Genomic DNA, 16,193 nt, shown 5'->3' with positions numbered 1-16,193 from the left:
CGAGTTACATTCATCTCTTCAATGATAAACTCATTATTAACACCAAGGGAAAATTATTATGGAGACTGCCAAATTAATCAAAACAGAGGCATCCACACTACTTTATACTCGTAATGATGTCGATGACGACATTAAGCAGGAAACAATTGAAATTCTGAACCACATGGTGATCCAATTTATTGATCTTTCTCTGCTTACCAAACAAGCACATTGGAACATGCGCGGCAGAAATTTCATTTCCATCCATGAAATGCTGGATACCTTTCGTGCCACGATTACTGAACATACAGATACTTTTGCCGAAAGAGTCGTACAACTTGGTGGAATAGCTTTCGGTACTGTACAAGAAGTTAATAGACACACAGTACTGAAAAGCTACCCAACAAATATCCATGACGTGCAGGATCATCTAAAAGCATTGGCCGACCGTTATGCTGTTGTCGCTAATGATATTCGTAAAGCGATGGATGAAGTTGAGGATGAAAACACCGCAGATATGTTAACCGCCGCCTCCCGTGATCTCGACAAATTCTTATGGTTTATTGAAGCAAGCGTTGAGCAGTAAAATATAAAGAGCCGCCAATTAAGAGCTCTGAAACTTACAGGCCCCTGCTAGCAATAGGGGCTTGTTTACATCTCTCACCCCCCAAGACTCCGACATGGCAAAACATCACAAGATGCCCTCGACACGGACAAATTTCACCATATCCTTTAAAAATCAGCACAAATTGTCTATAATCCACACTTATTTTCAGAAATAACTTGAGGAAATAATAAAATGGATACCGAAGTAAAAGACAGCAATGGCACCCTACTTAATGATGGCGATTCTGTACAGGTCATCAAAGATTTAAAAGTAAAAGGCACATCAGCAACGTTAAAACGCGGTACTTTGATTAAAAATATCCGTCTTACCCATCGTGAAGATGAAATCGAATGTAACGCAGATAAAATCAGAGGGTTGGTATTGAAAACCTGTTTTCTGAAAAAAGTAGGATAAATCGCCTTTTCTATCGATTTTATTTACTGAATTTGCCGATAAAAAAGGGGGGATAGGGCTGCTCAGGGGCAACCTTGTTAAGCAGTAAGCGAAGCGAACTAACAGATACGCCCCCCTTTCTTTATACCTATATACCTATGCTTATAACTATCGTTAAGGCAATCTAATATCTTTTAATTTTTCTCATATAAAAAATTAACATTCACAAATAAAACAGGGACAATTAAAATCATCCCCAAACAAATAAATATTTTTTATAAAATCATTCAATCTCAATATAGCGCACTCTTCTTACAGCGTCTTAGCTCACACCGTAGGCATGCTACTGTTTTCTAATAAATACTAAAAAGTTGACTTTTTATATGCCGTACTGTATAAAAAAACAGTAATATTAATGCAAGGAAATCTGATATGGAACCAATAATCATCATCCCCGGTCATTTATGCACATCTGAGTTATTTACCTACCAAATCCCTAATCTTTGGAAGCATGGTTCTGTCACAATACCATCAATACTGGAAGGCAGTAGTCTTACAGAAATAGCGAAAGATATCATCCAGAAGGCACCTCCCTATTTTTCTCTTGCTGGCATGTCTATGGGAGGTTTCATTTGTCTGGAAATAATGAAGTTAGCTCCGGAACGCGTAAGCCGATTAGCTTTACTGAATAGCTCTGCACGTCCAGAGACAGAAGAACAAAAAGAGATGAGAGAGAATTTACTAAATAAAACCACACTGGAAAATTTCGAAGAAATCTTGAAAGATATGGCCACCGCAGGAGTGCACAAATCTCGTCAGCACGATAAAAATCTTATAAATACTATTATTCGTATGGGGAAAGAAACTGGCTTTGACGCTTATGTTCGTCAATCCAAAGCCTTGGGTAATCGTACAGATAATCGAAATATTTTAACCCATATCAGTGTACCTACATTGGTTCTTGTCGGTGATAGTGACACTATAACTCCACCTGAACATTCAGAAGAAATGGCTGAAAAGATACCAAACGCAAAATTAATTAAATTATATTCGTGTGGACATGCCACAACACTTGAGCAGCCAGAAGAAGTGAACAAAGCGCTCATCGAGTGGTTAAATATGAATTAACCTATCTATGCGCGATGATATTATTTCAACATATCAAACAGTTAAGTTAAACGGAAGTCAGAATATGTTAACATACAATAAAGCGCTAGAGTTCTTTGGTCGGGATTTCAATTTTCCCCACACAATCAAAGGACTTCCAGAGAAATTATCCGATTTGAGAGATCTTGAAATTGGTTTTTTTAAAACAAGTGATGGGGTATCTCTTTCTTTTTGGAAGGCCGGTAAAGGAGAAACGTTAATATTCATCCCCGGTTGGTCCTCACATGGTGCAGAATATATAAATATAATATATCTTCTCAGCAAGAAATATGAAGTTTATGTATTGGATCAGCGTAATCATGGTTTATCTCAAAAAGTAAATTATGGAAATAGAATTTCTCGTTTTTCTGCCGATCTTCATGAGTTTATTGTTGCTGTCAATATAAAGAAAGCATATTTCTGTGGGTGGTCTATGGGATGTTCGGTACTATGGAGCTACATTGATCTTTTCGGACTAGAAGTAATAAAAAAAATAGCATTGATTGATGAACCTCCTTCTATTTATTGCCACACGGATTGGTCAGAGGAAGAAAGAATTAAAGCAGGAGCTTTTACAAGTTCGCCAGAAGCTTTGATAGACGTCTACAGTGGAAAAACTCCCGGGAATAAAATGTTCTTTAATTCTGATATACTTAAATATTATACAACAGAAGGAGCACCCGCATTTTTCAATTCACAAGCCTTTGCCAATGAATTTGTTCCACAAAGTATAGATGATTTGAAATCAGTACTATTTGAACATATTTTAAATGATTGGCGAGATGTTATTTCCCATAAAATAACCGTTCCTACTTTAATTTTTTCAGGTGAAAACAGCGATTGGATAGAAAGCCAGCAATGGATTTCGTCTACTGTACCAAAAGGGGAAATTATAATCTATGGTCGGGAAGAACATGGAGATCACTTCTTAGCGTTTAAAGATCCATTAAGATTTTCAAAGGATCTTTCTGCTTTCTTTTATTGAAAAACAGGAGAAAAGAATGTTTACCGGACTGAGTGCTTTTCCTTTAACACCGGTGTATGACAACAAGGTGGATGAGAAGACATTTATCTCGCTTATTGAAAATCTTGTTGAAGCTGGAGTGGATTCTATCGGCGCACTGGGATCGACGGGTAGCTACGCCTATCTTACATTGTCGGAGCGCGCGCGTGTCGCCCGACTGGCTGTTGAACATGCGAACAGTATACCGGTGATGGTCAGCATTGGAGCGCTGCGTGTAACGGATATACTCAGCCTTGCTGAAAATGCCCAACACGCGGGTGTTAGCGCAGTAATGCTGGCTCCCGTTTCTTACCAGCGTCCCACACCGGATGAAGTGTATTCGCTCTATGAAGAAGTCAGCCGTCATCTATCCGTACCGCTTTGCGTCTATGATAATCCTGCAACGACAGGTTTTGAATTTAGCGATGAGCTACTGATTAACATTGCCAGTTTACCGTCTGTCAGCTCGCTCAAACTTGCTCGCTTGCCGCAGGAACTGTCTCTGGCTACACAACAGGTGAATGCGCTTCGTTCCCGCCTTCCCGACCACGTTTCGCTCGGAATCAGCGGGGACTGGCAAGCAGCGACGGGCCTCTGTGCTGGATGTGATGTCTGGTTCTCCGTCATAGGTGGACTTTTTCCGCGAACTGCACTAGCTATCACTCGCGCAGCAAAGAATAATGATACAAAAACGGTACAGATGTTGTCGGCCGCCCTTGAACCTGTCTGGAGGCTCTTCAAAACCTATGGTAGCCTCAGGGTCACCGCAGCAGCCGCTGAGTTACTGGGCAAAGTAACCGCCCCTTGTCTTCCCTTTCCACTCAAGTCATTATCAGGTCAGCCCCGTGATCAATTAGGTGCCATACTCGAAGATTTAAAAAACCTTATTTAAACCAAATGATGAAAAATATACTCGCCGGAGATTTTCTTTTCCGGCGAAGAGGCGTCTTTCTTTACACGATCGTGTTTGTAGATGATGCTACTACCTTACCTACGTTATTTAGCTCAATCTATATCACTTATAGGAGATATAGTATTCAAAAATGCGGGTAAAGACGAATAATAAAACCTAAGCTAGTTTGAGAAAAAAATAAGAAACTAACTATGTCGTTAAATGAGCACATAAATATCTACAAATTTATATAATTTTAGATAAGTTATTTAAATTAATTCAGATTATATCTTTGTTATATCAGCAAAAGACTTCTGCATTTATTGCTATTTTTTATTGCAATTTATCTCATGATAATAAAACCTTTCTTAATTAAATATTATACCCTATGGATTTCAAGATGCATCGCGACGGCAAGGGAACGAATCCCCTAGAGCATAGATAACTATGTGACCGGGGTGAGTGAGTGCAGACAACAAAGAGGCAACTTGAAAGATAACGGGTATACATGAGGTTTATTATGTCTGTTCCTGAGTTTGGATTAGGTACTTTTCGTCTGAAAGATGATGTTGTGATTACATCAGTAAAAAATGCTGTTGAATTGGGATATCGTGCGATTGATACAGCACAGATTTATGAGAATGAAGCCGCGGTAGGACAAGCCATAGAAGAAAGCGGTGTAGCCCGTGAAGATATCTATATCACGACAAAAATCTGGACAGAAAATTTAAGCAAAGAAAAACTGATGCCAAGTCTTAAACAGAGTATAGCCAAGCTGCGCACTGATTATGTTGATTTGACGCTAATCCATTGGCCATCCCCAAATAACGTTGTCAGTGTTGATGAAACAATGAATGCGTTATTGGCCGCTAAAAATATGGGATTAACACGTGAAATCGGCGTTTCAAACTTTACGATTGATCTCATGCAACAGGCTATTAATGCAGTAGGTGTTGAACACATCGCCACGAACCAGATTGAACTTTCTCCCTATCTACAAAACCGCCATGTGACAGATTGGGCAAAAAATCACGGAATTCATATCACTTCCTATATGACCCTCGCTTATGGTAAAGCTCTTCAAGATGAGGTTATCGGACGTATAGCCACAAAACATCAGGCCACGCCTGCGCAGGTGATTTTGTCTTGGGCGATGGCATTAGGTTATAGCGTGATCCCTTCTTCAACTAAACGCGAAAATTTACAGAGTAATCTGAGAGCCTCCGAGCTTAAACTTGATGCAGACGATATGACGGCTATCGCGACACTTGACCGTAACGAACGCCTTGTCAGTCCGGAAGGGCTTGCTCCGCAATGGGATAATTAATTACTCCTGCTTCTTAATAAACTCGATAATCTCTTAGCGTTGCAGGAGAATATTTGTTTATTTCAGCTCCTTCGGGAGCTGTTTACATATTTACTTAGATATAAAAACTCGAACATTTTTACATTTATAGCAAAAGTCTTTTGTACTAATAAGCCTTTTTAGAAGGAATTCGCGAAGCATAATATCTCCATATACACAAATTAAAATCAATGATTAATGAAGAGTGAGAAATATTATGCTGTTTGAACGCTATTCTCTAAATGGTCTGTCGTTATCTAATCGTATTGTTATGCCGCCGATGACACGTTCGCGGGCGGGAACAAACGGTATAGCGACTGATTTGATGGCTGAATATTATGCACAACGTGCCAGTGCAGGACTAATTATCAGCGAAGGTACACAAATAAGCCAACAGGGACAAGGATATGCATGGACGCCAGGTATTTATAAGTCTGAGCAGATGATAGGATGGAAAAAAGTAACAGATGCAGTACATATGGCAGGAGGCAAAATTTTTGCTCAATTATGGCATGTAGGACGTGTTTCACACACTATTCTACAACCTAATAATTCTGCGCCGGTTTCTCCCTCTGCCCTTCAAGCAAAAGGGGTAAAAGTTTTTCTGGATATGGCAGGGCGTGGACCTGAACATGGTATCGGTGAAATGGTACAACACTCGCAGCCACGAGCACTGACACTTGATGAAATTCCAGATATCGTAAATGATTATGTTCAAGCGGCAAATAATGCTATTGCAGCCGGTTTTGATGGCGTAGAGCTTCATGCAGCGAATGGTTATCTTATTAATCAGTTTATTGATTCTCAAACTAATCTACGAGATGACGAATATGGTGGAACTTTACAAAATCGTTTACGTTTCTTGAGAGAAGTCGCTACATCAGTGGCTACCGCAATAGGGAAAGATAAGCTAGGTGTTCGCCTAGCTCCACTCACAACTCTGATGGGTTCAAAAGATGACACGCCCGAAGCAACTTATCTGACTGCCGCGAGTGTGCTGAATAATATCGGGGTAGCTTATATTCATATTGCCGAAGCTGACTGGGAAGACGCTCCCGTCATGCCAGTAGCTTTCAAAGAAGCTTTTCGCATCCTTTATCACGGCACGCTGATATATTCGGGAAAATACACTTTGGAACGCGCGGAAGAAGCGCTAACTAAAGGCTGGGCGGATTTGATCGGATTTGGTCGTCCCTTTATTGCTAACCCAGATTTGCCCTATCGTCTTGCTAATAAGCTAGAGCTAAACCCGCCGATAAAAGAAAAATTTTTCGGTGGCAATGCGGAAGGTTATACCGATTATTTGGCTATAAACTAGTAGAAATAGATAGATACCTTCCACACGCTTTGAAGTGGGAAGGTTGTAATCAGGTAAATATACCCTATGGATTTCAAGTTGCATCGCGACGGCAAGGGAACGAATCCCCGGGAGCATAGATAACTATGTGACCGGGGTGAGTGAGTGCAGCCAACAAAGAAGCAGCTTGAAAGATGACGGGTATATATCACTACGAGTTCAGGCACAGATATTGCCACAAGTTTAATCTCTACAAAGATTGATTTTTACTGCAATGACAAAAGTATTTACGGGAATCATTTACATATTCACTCAGAAAATCGATAAATGCTCTGATTCGGGGGCTTACAGCCTGATCACTGTAATATACAGCATTAAAAGGCATCCCGACGGGTAAACGTTTTTCAACCAGTAGTTCAACAAGTTCACCACTGGCAATCTCCTTATCAATCATATAATCAGACAGACACGCGATACCATTACCCGTTACACATAGTTGTTTAAGGGTTTCACCACTGTTGGAAGAAAGTCCCACCGTTATTTCATATAGTTGTCCGTCCTGAAAAGCTATCGGCCAGCTATTAAGTGATACCGGCTCGGTAAAACCAAGGCAAATATGGTTTTTCAGCTCCTCAATGCATTGCGGTATGCCATATTTTTTCAGATATTCAGGAGAAGCGACGATTTTTCGGTAGCTGGAAAAAAGTGGCTTGGCTCGTAGACTGGAATCGGTTAAGTTGCCTGCACGAATGGCAATATCCACTTTGCGTTCAATCAGATTGATATAAGTTTCCGAAGAAATCAGTGATAACGTTATTTCTGGGTAGCGCTCACGAAAAGGTTTAATTATTGGTATCAGTAAATGCAATACGACTGGTGTTGCAGCATCAATACGCAATAAACCACTTGGCGTATGTTTAGATTCCATAAGTTCAGTTTCAGCGGCGGCCATTTCTTGTAGAACATGCTGAACTCGGCGGAAATAACGCTTACCTTCTTCGGTTAAGCTAAGCTGACGTGTTGTGCGATTGAGCAGACTCACGCCTAGTTTCTTTTCAAGTTTTTTTATAGAACGGCTCACTGCGGAATTTGCTAATTGCAGATGTTCCGCCGCACGACTGAAACTCCCGCTTTCCACGACTGACACGAAAATTGTTAACTCTTCTGAATTTGCTTTCATCGTTGCTTTTTTTTGGAATAGAGAATTGATATTTTAAACATTTTTGTTATTAAAACACTTTTTCATATTAAATTCCATCAGTGGACATTTGCTATGAAGATAATCTATTCCGCCGGTATTACTTGCACTGATTATCAGTACATTTGCAATAGGTACAACAGGGTTTGTTATTGTAGGTCTGGGACCAACAATTACGGAACAACTTGGGATTTCACTACCATTAGAATGGGATTCGTTTTGAAGATGGTATCAAGGTCATTCGCACGAAAAACAACGCGGAATAAGAGGAAACGTTATGAGTATAGTTAAATACAAACGAAATGAATTGCCACCTTTGACTGAAACACGGAAATCTGAACTTAATGTGCTGTCTGACAAGCCTGATAATGACATTGATTACAATGATATCGCACCACTGGACAACACTGTCTGGAAAAAAGCTGTACGGGGGCGATTCTATTACCCGATAAAAACATAAACTTCGGTCATATTAAGACTAAAGCAATCTCATATTGCTATATTACTGCCAATAACAACAAGAATCGGCCTTGCCTTCACCAGGCGTGAGTTTCAATTTTACACAGCCCTTCATTGATACGCTGACAATGTGTTTCCACTAACCGGCAACCTTGCAATAGTCGATCACTCTCATAACCATTTTTGTACTACCACTCCAGAAGGAAATCCCTTGACACTCACGCTAAATAATACATTTTTTTTACCACACCAAAAGGCTTACACAATCTGAAAACCACACGCAAAGACATTACGTGATTGTATGAGAACTACCGACTGATTTTATACAGACACCTTATCGGGAAATGCTTTATACAATGAATTTCAAGGTAAAAACACGAGATTATCAACAGCAATTGATATTTTAGATGAGCTGAATCGCGATGGCACGTTAAGTTTAAAAATACATGATATGACAAATTATTACCCTGATAGCAATATTTGTTTGATTATCTAATAGCGTATATTTCAAGATGCACATGTCATTATTTTTATCATCTTGTTGATGTTTTTCACTTCTTCTCTACTCTTTTTTATAGGTATAAAAATTCCTAATTCTCATCAAGAATGCAACGATATCTATTGTCAATTTATTCTCTACCAATATGAGGTTCTAATTATGTCTAACGATAAAACAGGAAAACCACTAAAGCAGGGAAACAGCGAAAGAGATCTTGAGATACGTGACCAAAACTATTTTCGAAAACTGGCCCTATTCGATGATACTGTTATAGCCGGTGCTGAAATGATCGGCACTGGTTATGATGTTTTTGGTAAGTATTGCAACGTAGGAAGTTGTATTAATTCGCTTTTTGATGAACAAAAAGTCAACGCAAGTGAAGATAACTTCAAGAAGATCACCATCCTCGGAAAGACTCTAAAAGTCCCCCGTTATGTCGATTGTTATAGTGCCGGAGATTTGAAATATACCAATGCATCAGGAGAATCAATTGAGTCATATCAAAGCAGTATTTCCAGTAAAAGCCGCATTAAAGGTAACTACATATTCTTTAGCGCATCATTGGGTGTCGATTTCGCCACAGACAGCCTGACAGCTTCTGAAAATGCATTTTCCCGCATTCAATATACTTATGGCCTCTATGTACTCAAAGGTTCAGCGGAAGCGTTAAAAGAGTTTCTTAAAGAAAGTGTTAAAACGGCCCTTGATAAGGCAGATACCGAGGAGGATATGGATGACCTCTTTAATACCTGGGGCTCTCACTTTCTTAGCGGCGTGGTTATGGGTGGCTGCGCACAATATTCATCATCTACGGACAAATATACTTCGAATCTAACAAACACTCTTGACGTGGTTGCAGCAGCCTCATTCGCGGGATTTGTCGGTCTCTCTGTTAGTACAGAGAATTCACTTAAGGAAGACATAAAGAAATTTCGTTCAGCATCCAGCACGAAAACCCACTCCATTGGCGGTAATCTGTCTCAATTTGATCCTTTCGGTGGCGCGACAAACGCAGAGCAACCTTCATCAGAAGCAATAGCAGCAGCAAAAAAAGCATTTGATGATTGGAAATTCAGTGTTCCTAGTGCCCCTGAATTAGTTAACTTTACAGACTCCAAACCACTGACGGGGATTTGGGAACTATGTACAACATCAGTACAAAAGAAGAAACTTAAAACATATTTCGAAACTGTTTGGGGGCCAAGAGAGTCCGCTAAGCGGCAACTGCATGCAGATTATATTGATGAAATCATTATTTCAAAAGCACCTATCCCTGAAAATTATATATTAGCAGGAGGGTGTGCTTATCCTGGCTGGCTGGGAGGAACGAATAGTCTAAGCACTCCCTATATTTATCTGTGTTACCACAGGGTGTCATTCAACTCGATTATCGACAATGAACAACGTCATAAATGTGTTAGCGATATGAAGGTAATAGCAGAGGAAGGTATTCACTCAGAAAGCGAAGAAAGCGAAGAAGGCTGGATTAAAATTCCACAGGATATAAACTGGGGAATGGGTACAAAAAAAATCTATCTATGTTATCGACAAGAAGAATACAACCATGAGAAAGCAATAACAGACATTATTACTATTTATGATTCTTATCCTCCAGTTACTCTTCCACCTTACGGATATCAGGTGGTTCGCGGCGAACAGAATTCAAACGGTAATGTTAATGAGGGATGGACCACTGCATGGAGTGTTTATATAGCCACTACTCGTGGTGTAGATAAGTGATTGAATCTTCATGTTAATATATAGGTTGTCTAAATATAGTCCTGTTGCAATCAGCAATACAAGTTAAACTTTCCCTGGTACACCAGAGCTAAACACGAGGATAATGCCGTGACCAAATGATTTTTTAACAATCTTAAAAGGAACGAGTTAGAGAACGTATCTGCCTGCAAGACTTGCAACTTTATCAGTGCTAATATTTTCAATTGCATTGAAATATTTTACAACCGAGCCTGGAGGCCTTGGAATGGGCCTCTCGTTACGTGGGCAGTTCAGCAAGTAAGTTTACGGTTGCGGGATTGGACATGATCGTGATTTAAACGCCGTAACCAATATTCACCTTGAGGGGTTGCGAATACTCTCAGTCGAATAATATGTTTATGGTGATAGGGAATACCAACACGTTAAACGTTACTGCCAATAACCACAAGAATCGCCTTGCTTTCGCTAGATGTGAGTTTCAATTATCCTTTTTCATGTCCCCAATTTCCGCCTCTGAAAGAACTTCCGGCTGCTCAATGGGGAAAACGGGCAGCGCTTGCAATAATCTTGGGCCATACCTTTTGCTCAGTAAGCGCCTGTCATAAATCACCACATCACCATAGCATTCATGGCTACGGATAAGTCTTCCTACTTGCTGAATCAAGCTAAAAGATGCACTTGGTAAACTCTGCACTTCAAAAGGATAACGTTTAAGTGATTTCAACCACTCGCTTTCAGTAATAATGACCGGATTATTCACCGGCGGAAATGAGATTTTTTGAATGTGAACTTGGGACAGATAATCGCCCTTTAAATCCAATCCTTCCGCAAAAGATTGCAATCCAATCAGTACACTACACTGCCCTTCATTGATACGCTGGCAATGTGTTTCCACTAACCGATAACGTGGCTGATCCCCTTGCACAAGCAACATCAGGCGTAAATCCGTTACATAAGAAAGAAAGATATCCATCGCTCTCTGACTGCTGAACAAAATCAACATGCCTTTATGTTGCTGCCTCAGCAATTGCCCCCTGAAATAACACGCCATCTCTTGCAAATGCGCGGTTTCATTATGAAGTGTCGGTTCCAATGACATTTTGGGAATAACCAGTTTGCCCTGCCGTACATGGTCAAAAGGTGATGATAATGTGACAAAACGGTCGCCTGCGTTTTCAGTTAACCCGGTCAACTCCTGAATACGAGAAAAACTATTCAGAGAACGAAGCGTTGCCGATGTCACAACCACATGAGGAATGCTACGCCAAAGCAGTTGATTAAGCTGTTCGCTGACTCTGATACCGGCACAATGAAAATAGAGGTGCGATTGATTTTTCTCATCACGGCGTCTAAGCCATTTTGATATCGGTGCACTGGATGACTCTTCCAACGCTGCCAAACGCCACAGCTTAGCCATATTTTCAAAATATCCAAGCGTACGACTGGTATGTAAAATAGACCGATGTAATCCGACAATATCCTGTTTAGCCGTCCGCTCAGTCAAATCATTCAGTATCGCTTCCGCCAGCCCCCGTAAGCCGTCGGTCAGCTTAAATAGCTGCTGGCAGCAAAGTAACAAGTTATCTGGTAACTTACCCATCTCGAACAGATACTCATCGACTTCATTCTCTTCCGGCAAAAGCGCCTGCGTGATAATAGCGAGTTCTCTAAAGCATTCCCGTAATTTTTCACTGTGTTCATTCAGGCGACTGGCATTAGCTAAGCGTGGTGGCTTTGCCGGATGGAATTGCACCAGATATTGCTCAACATGACGAACAAAAGTATCCAATTGACCATTAAGTTGAAACAGGGTGATTTCCCCCTCAACTTCCAGAGAATCCCTGGCAACATCCGGTATATGGTGTCCTTCATCGAGTACCAATAGCAAATTTTTAGCATCAGGCAGTACCGATTCACTCTCCAATGCCGCCACCACTAACGCATGGTTAGCTACCACCACATCTACATTTTCGATCTCACGGCGAGCAATAAAAAATGGACAACGATGATAATACTGACAATTACGTCCCAGACAATTCGCTTTATCCGTACTCACTTTCCTCCACAAAGCATCGGACAAAGCCAGTTTATGATGATCACGCAATCCATCCCAAGCAAAGGTTGTATAATCACTACGCAACCGGCGACACAATTCCCGCTCTTCACTATTAGCAAGTTCTGTTTTGTCCTCAACCAAAAACATAAGATCAATCTGCTCACTATCGGTTGCACAGATAGCTTCAAGATTGCGAGGGCAAACATAACGACCACGACCAAAAGCGCCGGTAAATTTCAGATCAGGAATAATTTTGCGCAACAGTGGCAAGTCTTTACTGTAAATCTGATCTTGTAAAGCGACATTCGCCGTACTTACAACTAATGGCTTACCTTCTGCTCTGCTGATAGCAATGCCAGGTAGCAGGTAAGAAAGGGTTTTACCGATACCGGTTGGTGCCTCAATAACTAAATGACGACCTTCCTGATCCGCAAGCGTTTTTGCAACTTCGGCAATCATCTGTCGCTGCGGGGTACGAGAAATAAAACCATTAATATGTTGAGGTAATGCTTTATACCACTGACTTATCTGATTTTTTATTGAATTGGAAAGTGCCATTGAATTCTCTGCCATACAACCGGGACGCTATTGTCCCACAGAGCAGAAATGAAATCAGCTTCATGTCGAGGCAACAATCGATCTACTCGTTCATTAAATTGATGTGTACCTTGCCAGCTATTCAGAACGCTATATACTTCCTATTTTCTACAACACCTGAGAACAATAAATGAAAAAACTCCTTATCATTTTCATCGCTATCTTTGCATTTGGTTCAATTGGTGGCGTATTCTTAGCGGGCCTTAATATGTATACCCGCTCAACCACACCAATAGAATCACCAACCAATCAACAGCAAGAGACCACCACAGCGCCGACACAATAACAATAACGGGCTGTGACACTTATTTTATCCATTTATCTTCGTGTCAAGTGAGGGACCCCATGAATAACGCATATTTTGTCACTCCACAATGGTTAAAAGATCACCTTGATGATGAGAATATCGTCATCCTTGATGCAACCGCCCCACCGCCACCTCAACAAATTGATTGCCATAAACTTTGGCTGGATACCCATATTCCCAGCGCCCAATTTTTTGATTTAGACAAAATTGCCGATCATCAAAGTGGATTGCCTCATATGCTGCCCAATCCGCAAACTTTTAGTCAGGCTGTTGGCGCAATGGGCATTAGTGAAAATCATTTAGTCGTGATTTATGACCAAGGTAATATGTTCTCTGCTCCTCGCGCATGGTGGACATTTAAGATATTCGGCAGCCACAACGTCCGTATTCTTGATGGCGGTTTACAAGGCTGGCAACAGGCAGGATTTTCAACAGAATCAGGTGAAGTGAAACGCAATCCGCAAATCTTTAGTGCCGATTTCGATGCCGACAAAGTGAAATCGCTGGAACAAATTCTGGATTCGCTCAATGATCAACAAACCCAAATTGTCGATGCCAGAGCAACGGACCGTTTTCAAGCCAAAGCACCAGAACCGCGTCCCGGCTTAAAAATGGGCCATATTCCCGGTAGTAAAAACGTTCCGTGGACCATGTTAGTAGAAAATGGTCATTTTAAATCAGCAAGTGAAATTACCGATATTTTCCATAAACAAGATGTCGATTTAAGCAAACCCGTTATTGCCAGTTGTGGATCAGGTATGACTGCGGCCGTTTTGGTTCTGGGCTTGGATATCATCGGTAAGAAAGATGTTTATTTATATGACGGCTCATGGGCTGAATGGGGAGCAAACAATAACACCCTGCCACTTGAAAAATAATTAAATACCATAGGGCATATCCATTCTATGCCCTTTAATTATTTAGCATAAACAAATAGATATATTACTCAGTAGTCAAATACCCCCCCAATCAAATAATTTTCGTATCGTTATATTTCAAAACCCCATTTATTAACTTCATTCCTCACCCTTAGTTAATATTATTTTTTATCAATCAGATTTACATAAAATAATGAAATAAATATATTTGTAAATTTAAATATTATTATTATTAACTTAAAATTCGACTCTGTTTTTTATTTAAAAATAAGATTAAGCTACTTTCCAATAGGAACTAATATTGCAAGCCATTCTTGTCAATCAATCGTGGACCTGAGCAACATATGAGGAGATCAACACCAAGATATATTGAAACTCTTTACGGCAAAGCAAGAAAAATAAAACATCCTAATGCACTAAGTACTGAAAGAGTTGAATATTAATGTTTTTACCAAAACACAATATCAACATTTATATCATAAAAATGGAGAGTAAAAATGACTATTTCTCTTAAAGATCAAAGAATAAATCTCGCGCTCAGCTTTATCAGTGGTGCAGGAAGTATAATAACCGAAAAACCCGAACCGGCTATAGTTGCGGAAAATATTCAATCATCATTGGAAAAAAGCAAAGTCACTGCCAATAGATTCTCTATTATTTGGGGGCCTGCTGTTTTTCGTGTTGATAATGGAAAAAATAATAAAGATAGTAAGGACGACCACGTTTTATTCATTGTAAAAAATCGCAAAATTCCCCATGATTATCGCATCGTTATTCGTGGATCATGGTCTGATGTTAACTGGCAGGTTGAAAACTTTGCTGTACACGAAACCGTAAATTGGTCACTTTGGGATCAAAATATTCCGGAAGAGTTTAAAGACGCTAAAATCTCTTATGGAACCCACATAGCATTAGACTATATTGTTAATCAAGTGAAAAGTAACAATATTCCTGGTCATGGAGAATCACTCATTGAAGCAATTAATAAAATCGCTTCGGAAAAAGGCATACATAATATTACCATCACCGGGCACAGTTTAGGTGCTATTCTCGCTTCTACCCTTGGATTATATTTAAAACGCTTATACCTTAATAAAGGGAATAACAATATTCGTATTCATGTTTGCTCTTTTGCCAGCCCAAACACCGGTAATGATATTTTTGCATCTTACATTAAATTTGTTTTTAACCACACGTCAGCAACTAGCTATAAGAGCCATTTCTTAAGGGTTCATAATCAAAAAGATGTCATTTCCCTCATCTGGAATCTGGACGGATTAGAAAAGATTCCAACTATCTATGAACCATTAATTAAATTAGATGAAAAATTAATTGACAGATTTAAAAAGATTGTTCTGCTTGTGAAAGATAAGGGTTACACCAAACTCACTCCAGATTTATCTTTTACAGCACCTATTTTAAAATTAGATCTCAATAAGCAAGTTATTTTTCAACATATTAAAGCCTATGCCAACCAATATGGCATGAATTTAGTGGAAGTTAATGACGGTACTCAACCACCTATTGATGATCTTGTGGTTATTAATAGTAATCTATCTCAAGATATCGTCGCTTATTTCTTACTTATACCTCTGCCTGAATAATAATATTAATATCGTATGAATTGATTATACTTTATCTAGATTTAATGGAGCCTTATTACAAAGACTCCATTAAACTAAAATCATTTAAATATAATAAAATCACTTATCACTAGAATATCAATTATTTATAATCACTCCCAATTAAATTATTCACAAAGATAATATCAACACTATTTACACATTAGCTTTATTGAGCAAAAACATAATCAAAAAA

14 protein-coding genes are annotated in these 16,193 nt (G+C 39.6%); 12 read left to right on the top strand and 2 right to left on the bottom strand.

Going from position 1 to position 16,193, the window contains the following annotated elements; all coding sequences use genetic code 11:
• The first annotated feature begins 58 nt into the window (after window positions 1-58).
• From dps to EAE91_RS15030, 7 genes are all read left to right on the top strand, one after another.
• The gene (gene dps, locus EAE91_RS15060) at window positions 59-565 is read left to right on the top strand and encodes a DNA starvation/stationary phase protection protein Dps (protein ID WP_214089211.1); all 507 of its coding nucleotides are present in this window, start codon (window positions 59-61) and stop codon (window positions 563-565) included.
• A 213-nt stretch (window positions 566-778) separates the two neighbouring features.
• The gene (locus tag EAE91_RS15055; protein ID WP_214089210.1) at window positions 779-1,000 is read left to right on the top strand and encodes an alkylphosphonate utilization protein; all 222 of its coding nucleotides are present in this window, start codon (window positions 779-781) and stop codon (window positions 998-1,000) included.
• 411 nt (window positions 1,001-1,411) lie between these two features.
• Window positions 1,412-2,107, top strand: a complete 696-nt coding sequence (locus EAE91_RS15050) for an alpha/beta fold hydrolase (protein WP_214089209.1) — start codon at window positions 1,412-1,414, stop codon at window positions 2,105-2,107.
• 7 nt (window positions 2,108-2,114) lie between these two features.
• Window positions 2,115-3,110: an alpha/beta fold hydrolase gene (locus tag EAE91_RS15045; protein WP_244868865.1), complete on the top strand. Its 996-nt coding sequence runs from the start codon at window positions 2,115-2,117 to the stop codon at window positions 3,108-3,110.
• 16 nt (window positions 3,111-3,126) lie between these two features.
• The gene (locus tag EAE91_RS15040; protein ID WP_214089208.1) at window positions 3,127-4,020 is read left to right on the top strand and encodes a dihydrodipicolinate synthase family protein; all 894 of its coding nucleotides are present in this window, start codon (window positions 3,127-3,129) and stop codon (window positions 4,018-4,020) included.
• Window positions 4,021-4,540: 520 nt separating this feature from the next.
• Complete coding sequence (gene dkgB, locus EAE91_RS15035) at window positions 4,541-5,347, top strand: 2,5-didehydrogluconate reductase DkgB (RefSeq protein WP_214089207.1); 807 nt, start codon at window positions 4,541-4,543, stop codon at window positions 5,345-5,347.
• A gap of 235 nt (window positions 5,348-5,582) precedes the next feature.
• Window positions 5,583-6,683: an alkene reductase gene (locus EAE91_RS15030; protein WP_214089206.1), complete on the top strand. Its 1,101-nt coding sequence runs from the start codon at window positions 5,583-5,585 to the stop codon at window positions 6,681-6,683.
• A 229-nt stretch (window positions 6,684-6,912) separates the two neighbouring features.
• On the opposite strand, the gene yafC is transcribed toward EAE91_RS15030, so the two are convergent.
• A complete protein-coding gene (gene yafC, locus EAE91_RS15025; RefSeq protein ID WP_214089205.1) occupies window positions 6,913-7,842 on the bottom strand; it encodes a DNA-binding transcriptional regulator YafC in 930 nt (309 codons plus the stop codon).
• Between the two features lie 295 nt (window positions 7,843-8,137).
• Between yafC and EAE91_RS15020 the strand changes: the two genes are divergently transcribed.
• Together EAE91_RS15020 and EAE91_RS15015 are read left to right on the top strand one after the other, a co-directional pair.
• Entirely contained in the window at window positions 8,138-8,320 is a 183-nt protein-coding gene (locus EAE91_RS15020; RefSeq protein ID WP_214089204.1) for a hypothetical protein, read from the top strand.
• A gap of 657 nt (window positions 8,321-8,977) precedes the next feature.
• Window positions 8,978-10,558, top strand: coding sequence for an MAC/perforin domain-containing protein (locus EAE91_RS15015; RefSeq protein WP_214089203.1), 1,581 nt, complete (start codon window positions 8,978-8,980; stop codon window positions 10,556-10,558).
• A gap of 457 nt (window positions 10,559-11,015) precedes the next feature.
• Here EAE91_RS15015 and dinG read toward each other — a convergent pair whose 3' ends face one another.
• On the bottom strand, window positions 11,016-13,151 hold the full coding sequence (dinG, locus tag EAE91_RS15010; RefSeq protein ID WP_214089202.1) for an ATP-dependent DNA helicase DinG: 2,136 nt from the start codon (window positions 13,149-13,151) through the stop codon (window positions 11,016-11,018).
• A 169-nt stretch (window positions 13,152-13,320) separates the two neighbouring features.
• On the opposite strand from dinG, the gene EAE91_RS15005 reads away from it, so the two are divergent.
• The 3 genes from EAE91_RS15005 (at window position 13,321) to EAE91_RS14995 (ending at window position 15,979) form a co-directional block, all read left to right on the top strand.
• Complete coding sequence (locus EAE91_RS15005) at window positions 13,321-13,476, top strand: hypothetical protein (protein ID WP_214089201.1); 156 nt, start codon at window positions 13,321-13,323, stop codon at window positions 13,474-13,476.
• 59 nt (window positions 13,477-13,535) lie between these two features.
• Entirely contained in the window at window positions 13,536-14,375 is an 840-nt protein-coding gene (gene sseA / locus EAE91_RS15000; protein ID WP_214089200.1) for a 3-mercaptopyruvate sulfurtransferase, read from the top strand.
• A 497-nt stretch (window positions 14,376-14,872) separates the two neighbouring features.
• On the top strand, window positions 14,873-15,979 hold the full coding sequence (locus EAE91_RS14995; protein ID WP_214089199.1) for a lipase family protein: 1,107 nt from the start codon (window positions 14,873-14,875) through the stop codon (window positions 15,977-15,979).
• Window positions 15,980-16,193: the final 214 nt, after the last annotated feature.

The organism is Photorhabdus noenieputensis, assembly GCF_018448935.1.
Taxonomy (GTDB): Bacteria; Pseudomonadota; Gammaproteobacteria; order Enterobacterales; family Enterobacteriaceae; genus Photorhabdus; species Photorhabdus noenieputensis.
Note: the sequence above shows the minus strand (reverse complement) of the source record. Positions and strands in the feature narration are given on the sequence as shown.

Bases quoted from the DNA above. Each gene is read 5' to 3' on its own strand.
- dps (WP_214089211.1), top strand. From the start codon at position 59: ATGGAGACTGCCAAATTAATCAAAACAGAGGCATCCACACTACTTTAT.
- EAE91_RS15055 (WP_214089210.1), top strand. From the start codon at position 779: ATGGATACCGAAGTAAAAGACAGCAATGGCACCCTACTTAATGATGGC.
- EAE91_RS15050 (WP_214089209.1), top strand. From the start codon at position 1,412: ATGGAACCAATAATCATCATCCCCGGTCATTTATGCACATCTGAGTTA.
- EAE91_RS15045 (WP_244868865.1), top strand. From the start codon at position 2,115: ATGCGCGATGATATTATTTCAACATATCAAACAGTTAAGTTAAACGGA.
- EAE91_RS15040 (WP_214089208.1), top strand. From the start codon at position 3,127: ATGTTTACCGGACTGAGTGCTTTTCCTTTAACACCGGTGTATGACAAC.
- dkgB (WP_214089207.1), top strand. From the start codon at position 4,541: ATGTCTGTTCCTGAGTTTGGATTAGGTACTTTTCGTCTGAAAGATGAT.
- EAE91_RS15030 (WP_214089206.1), top strand. From the start codon at position 5,583: ATGCTGTTTGAACGCTATTCTCTAAATGGTCTGTCGTTATCTAATCGT.
- yafC (WP_214089205.1), bottom strand. From the start codon at position 7,842: ATGAAAGCAAATTCAGAAGAGTTAACAATTTTCGTGTCAGTCGTGGAA.
- EAE91_RS15020 (WP_214089204.1), top strand. From the start codon at position 8,138: ATGAGTATAGTTAAATACAAACGAAATGAATTGCCACCTTTGACTGAA.
- EAE91_RS15015 (WP_214089203.1), top strand. From the start codon at position 8,978: ATGTCTAACGATAAAACAGGAAAACCACTAAAGCAGGGAAACAGCGAA.
- dinG (WP_214089202.1), bottom strand. From the start codon at position 13,151: ATGGCACTTTCCAATTCAATAAAAAATCAGATAAGTCAGTGGTATAAA.
- EAE91_RS15005 (WP_214089201.1), top strand. From the start codon at position 13,321: ATGAAAAAACTCCTTATCATTTTCATCGCTATCTTTGCATTTGGTTCA.
- sseA (WP_214089200.1), top strand. From the start codon at position 13,536: ATGAATAACGCATATTTTGTCACTCCACAATGGTTAAAAGATCACCTT.
- EAE91_RS14995 (WP_214089199.1), top strand. From the start codon at position 14,873: ATGACTATTTCTCTTAAAGATCAAAGAATAAATCTCGCGCTCAGCTTT.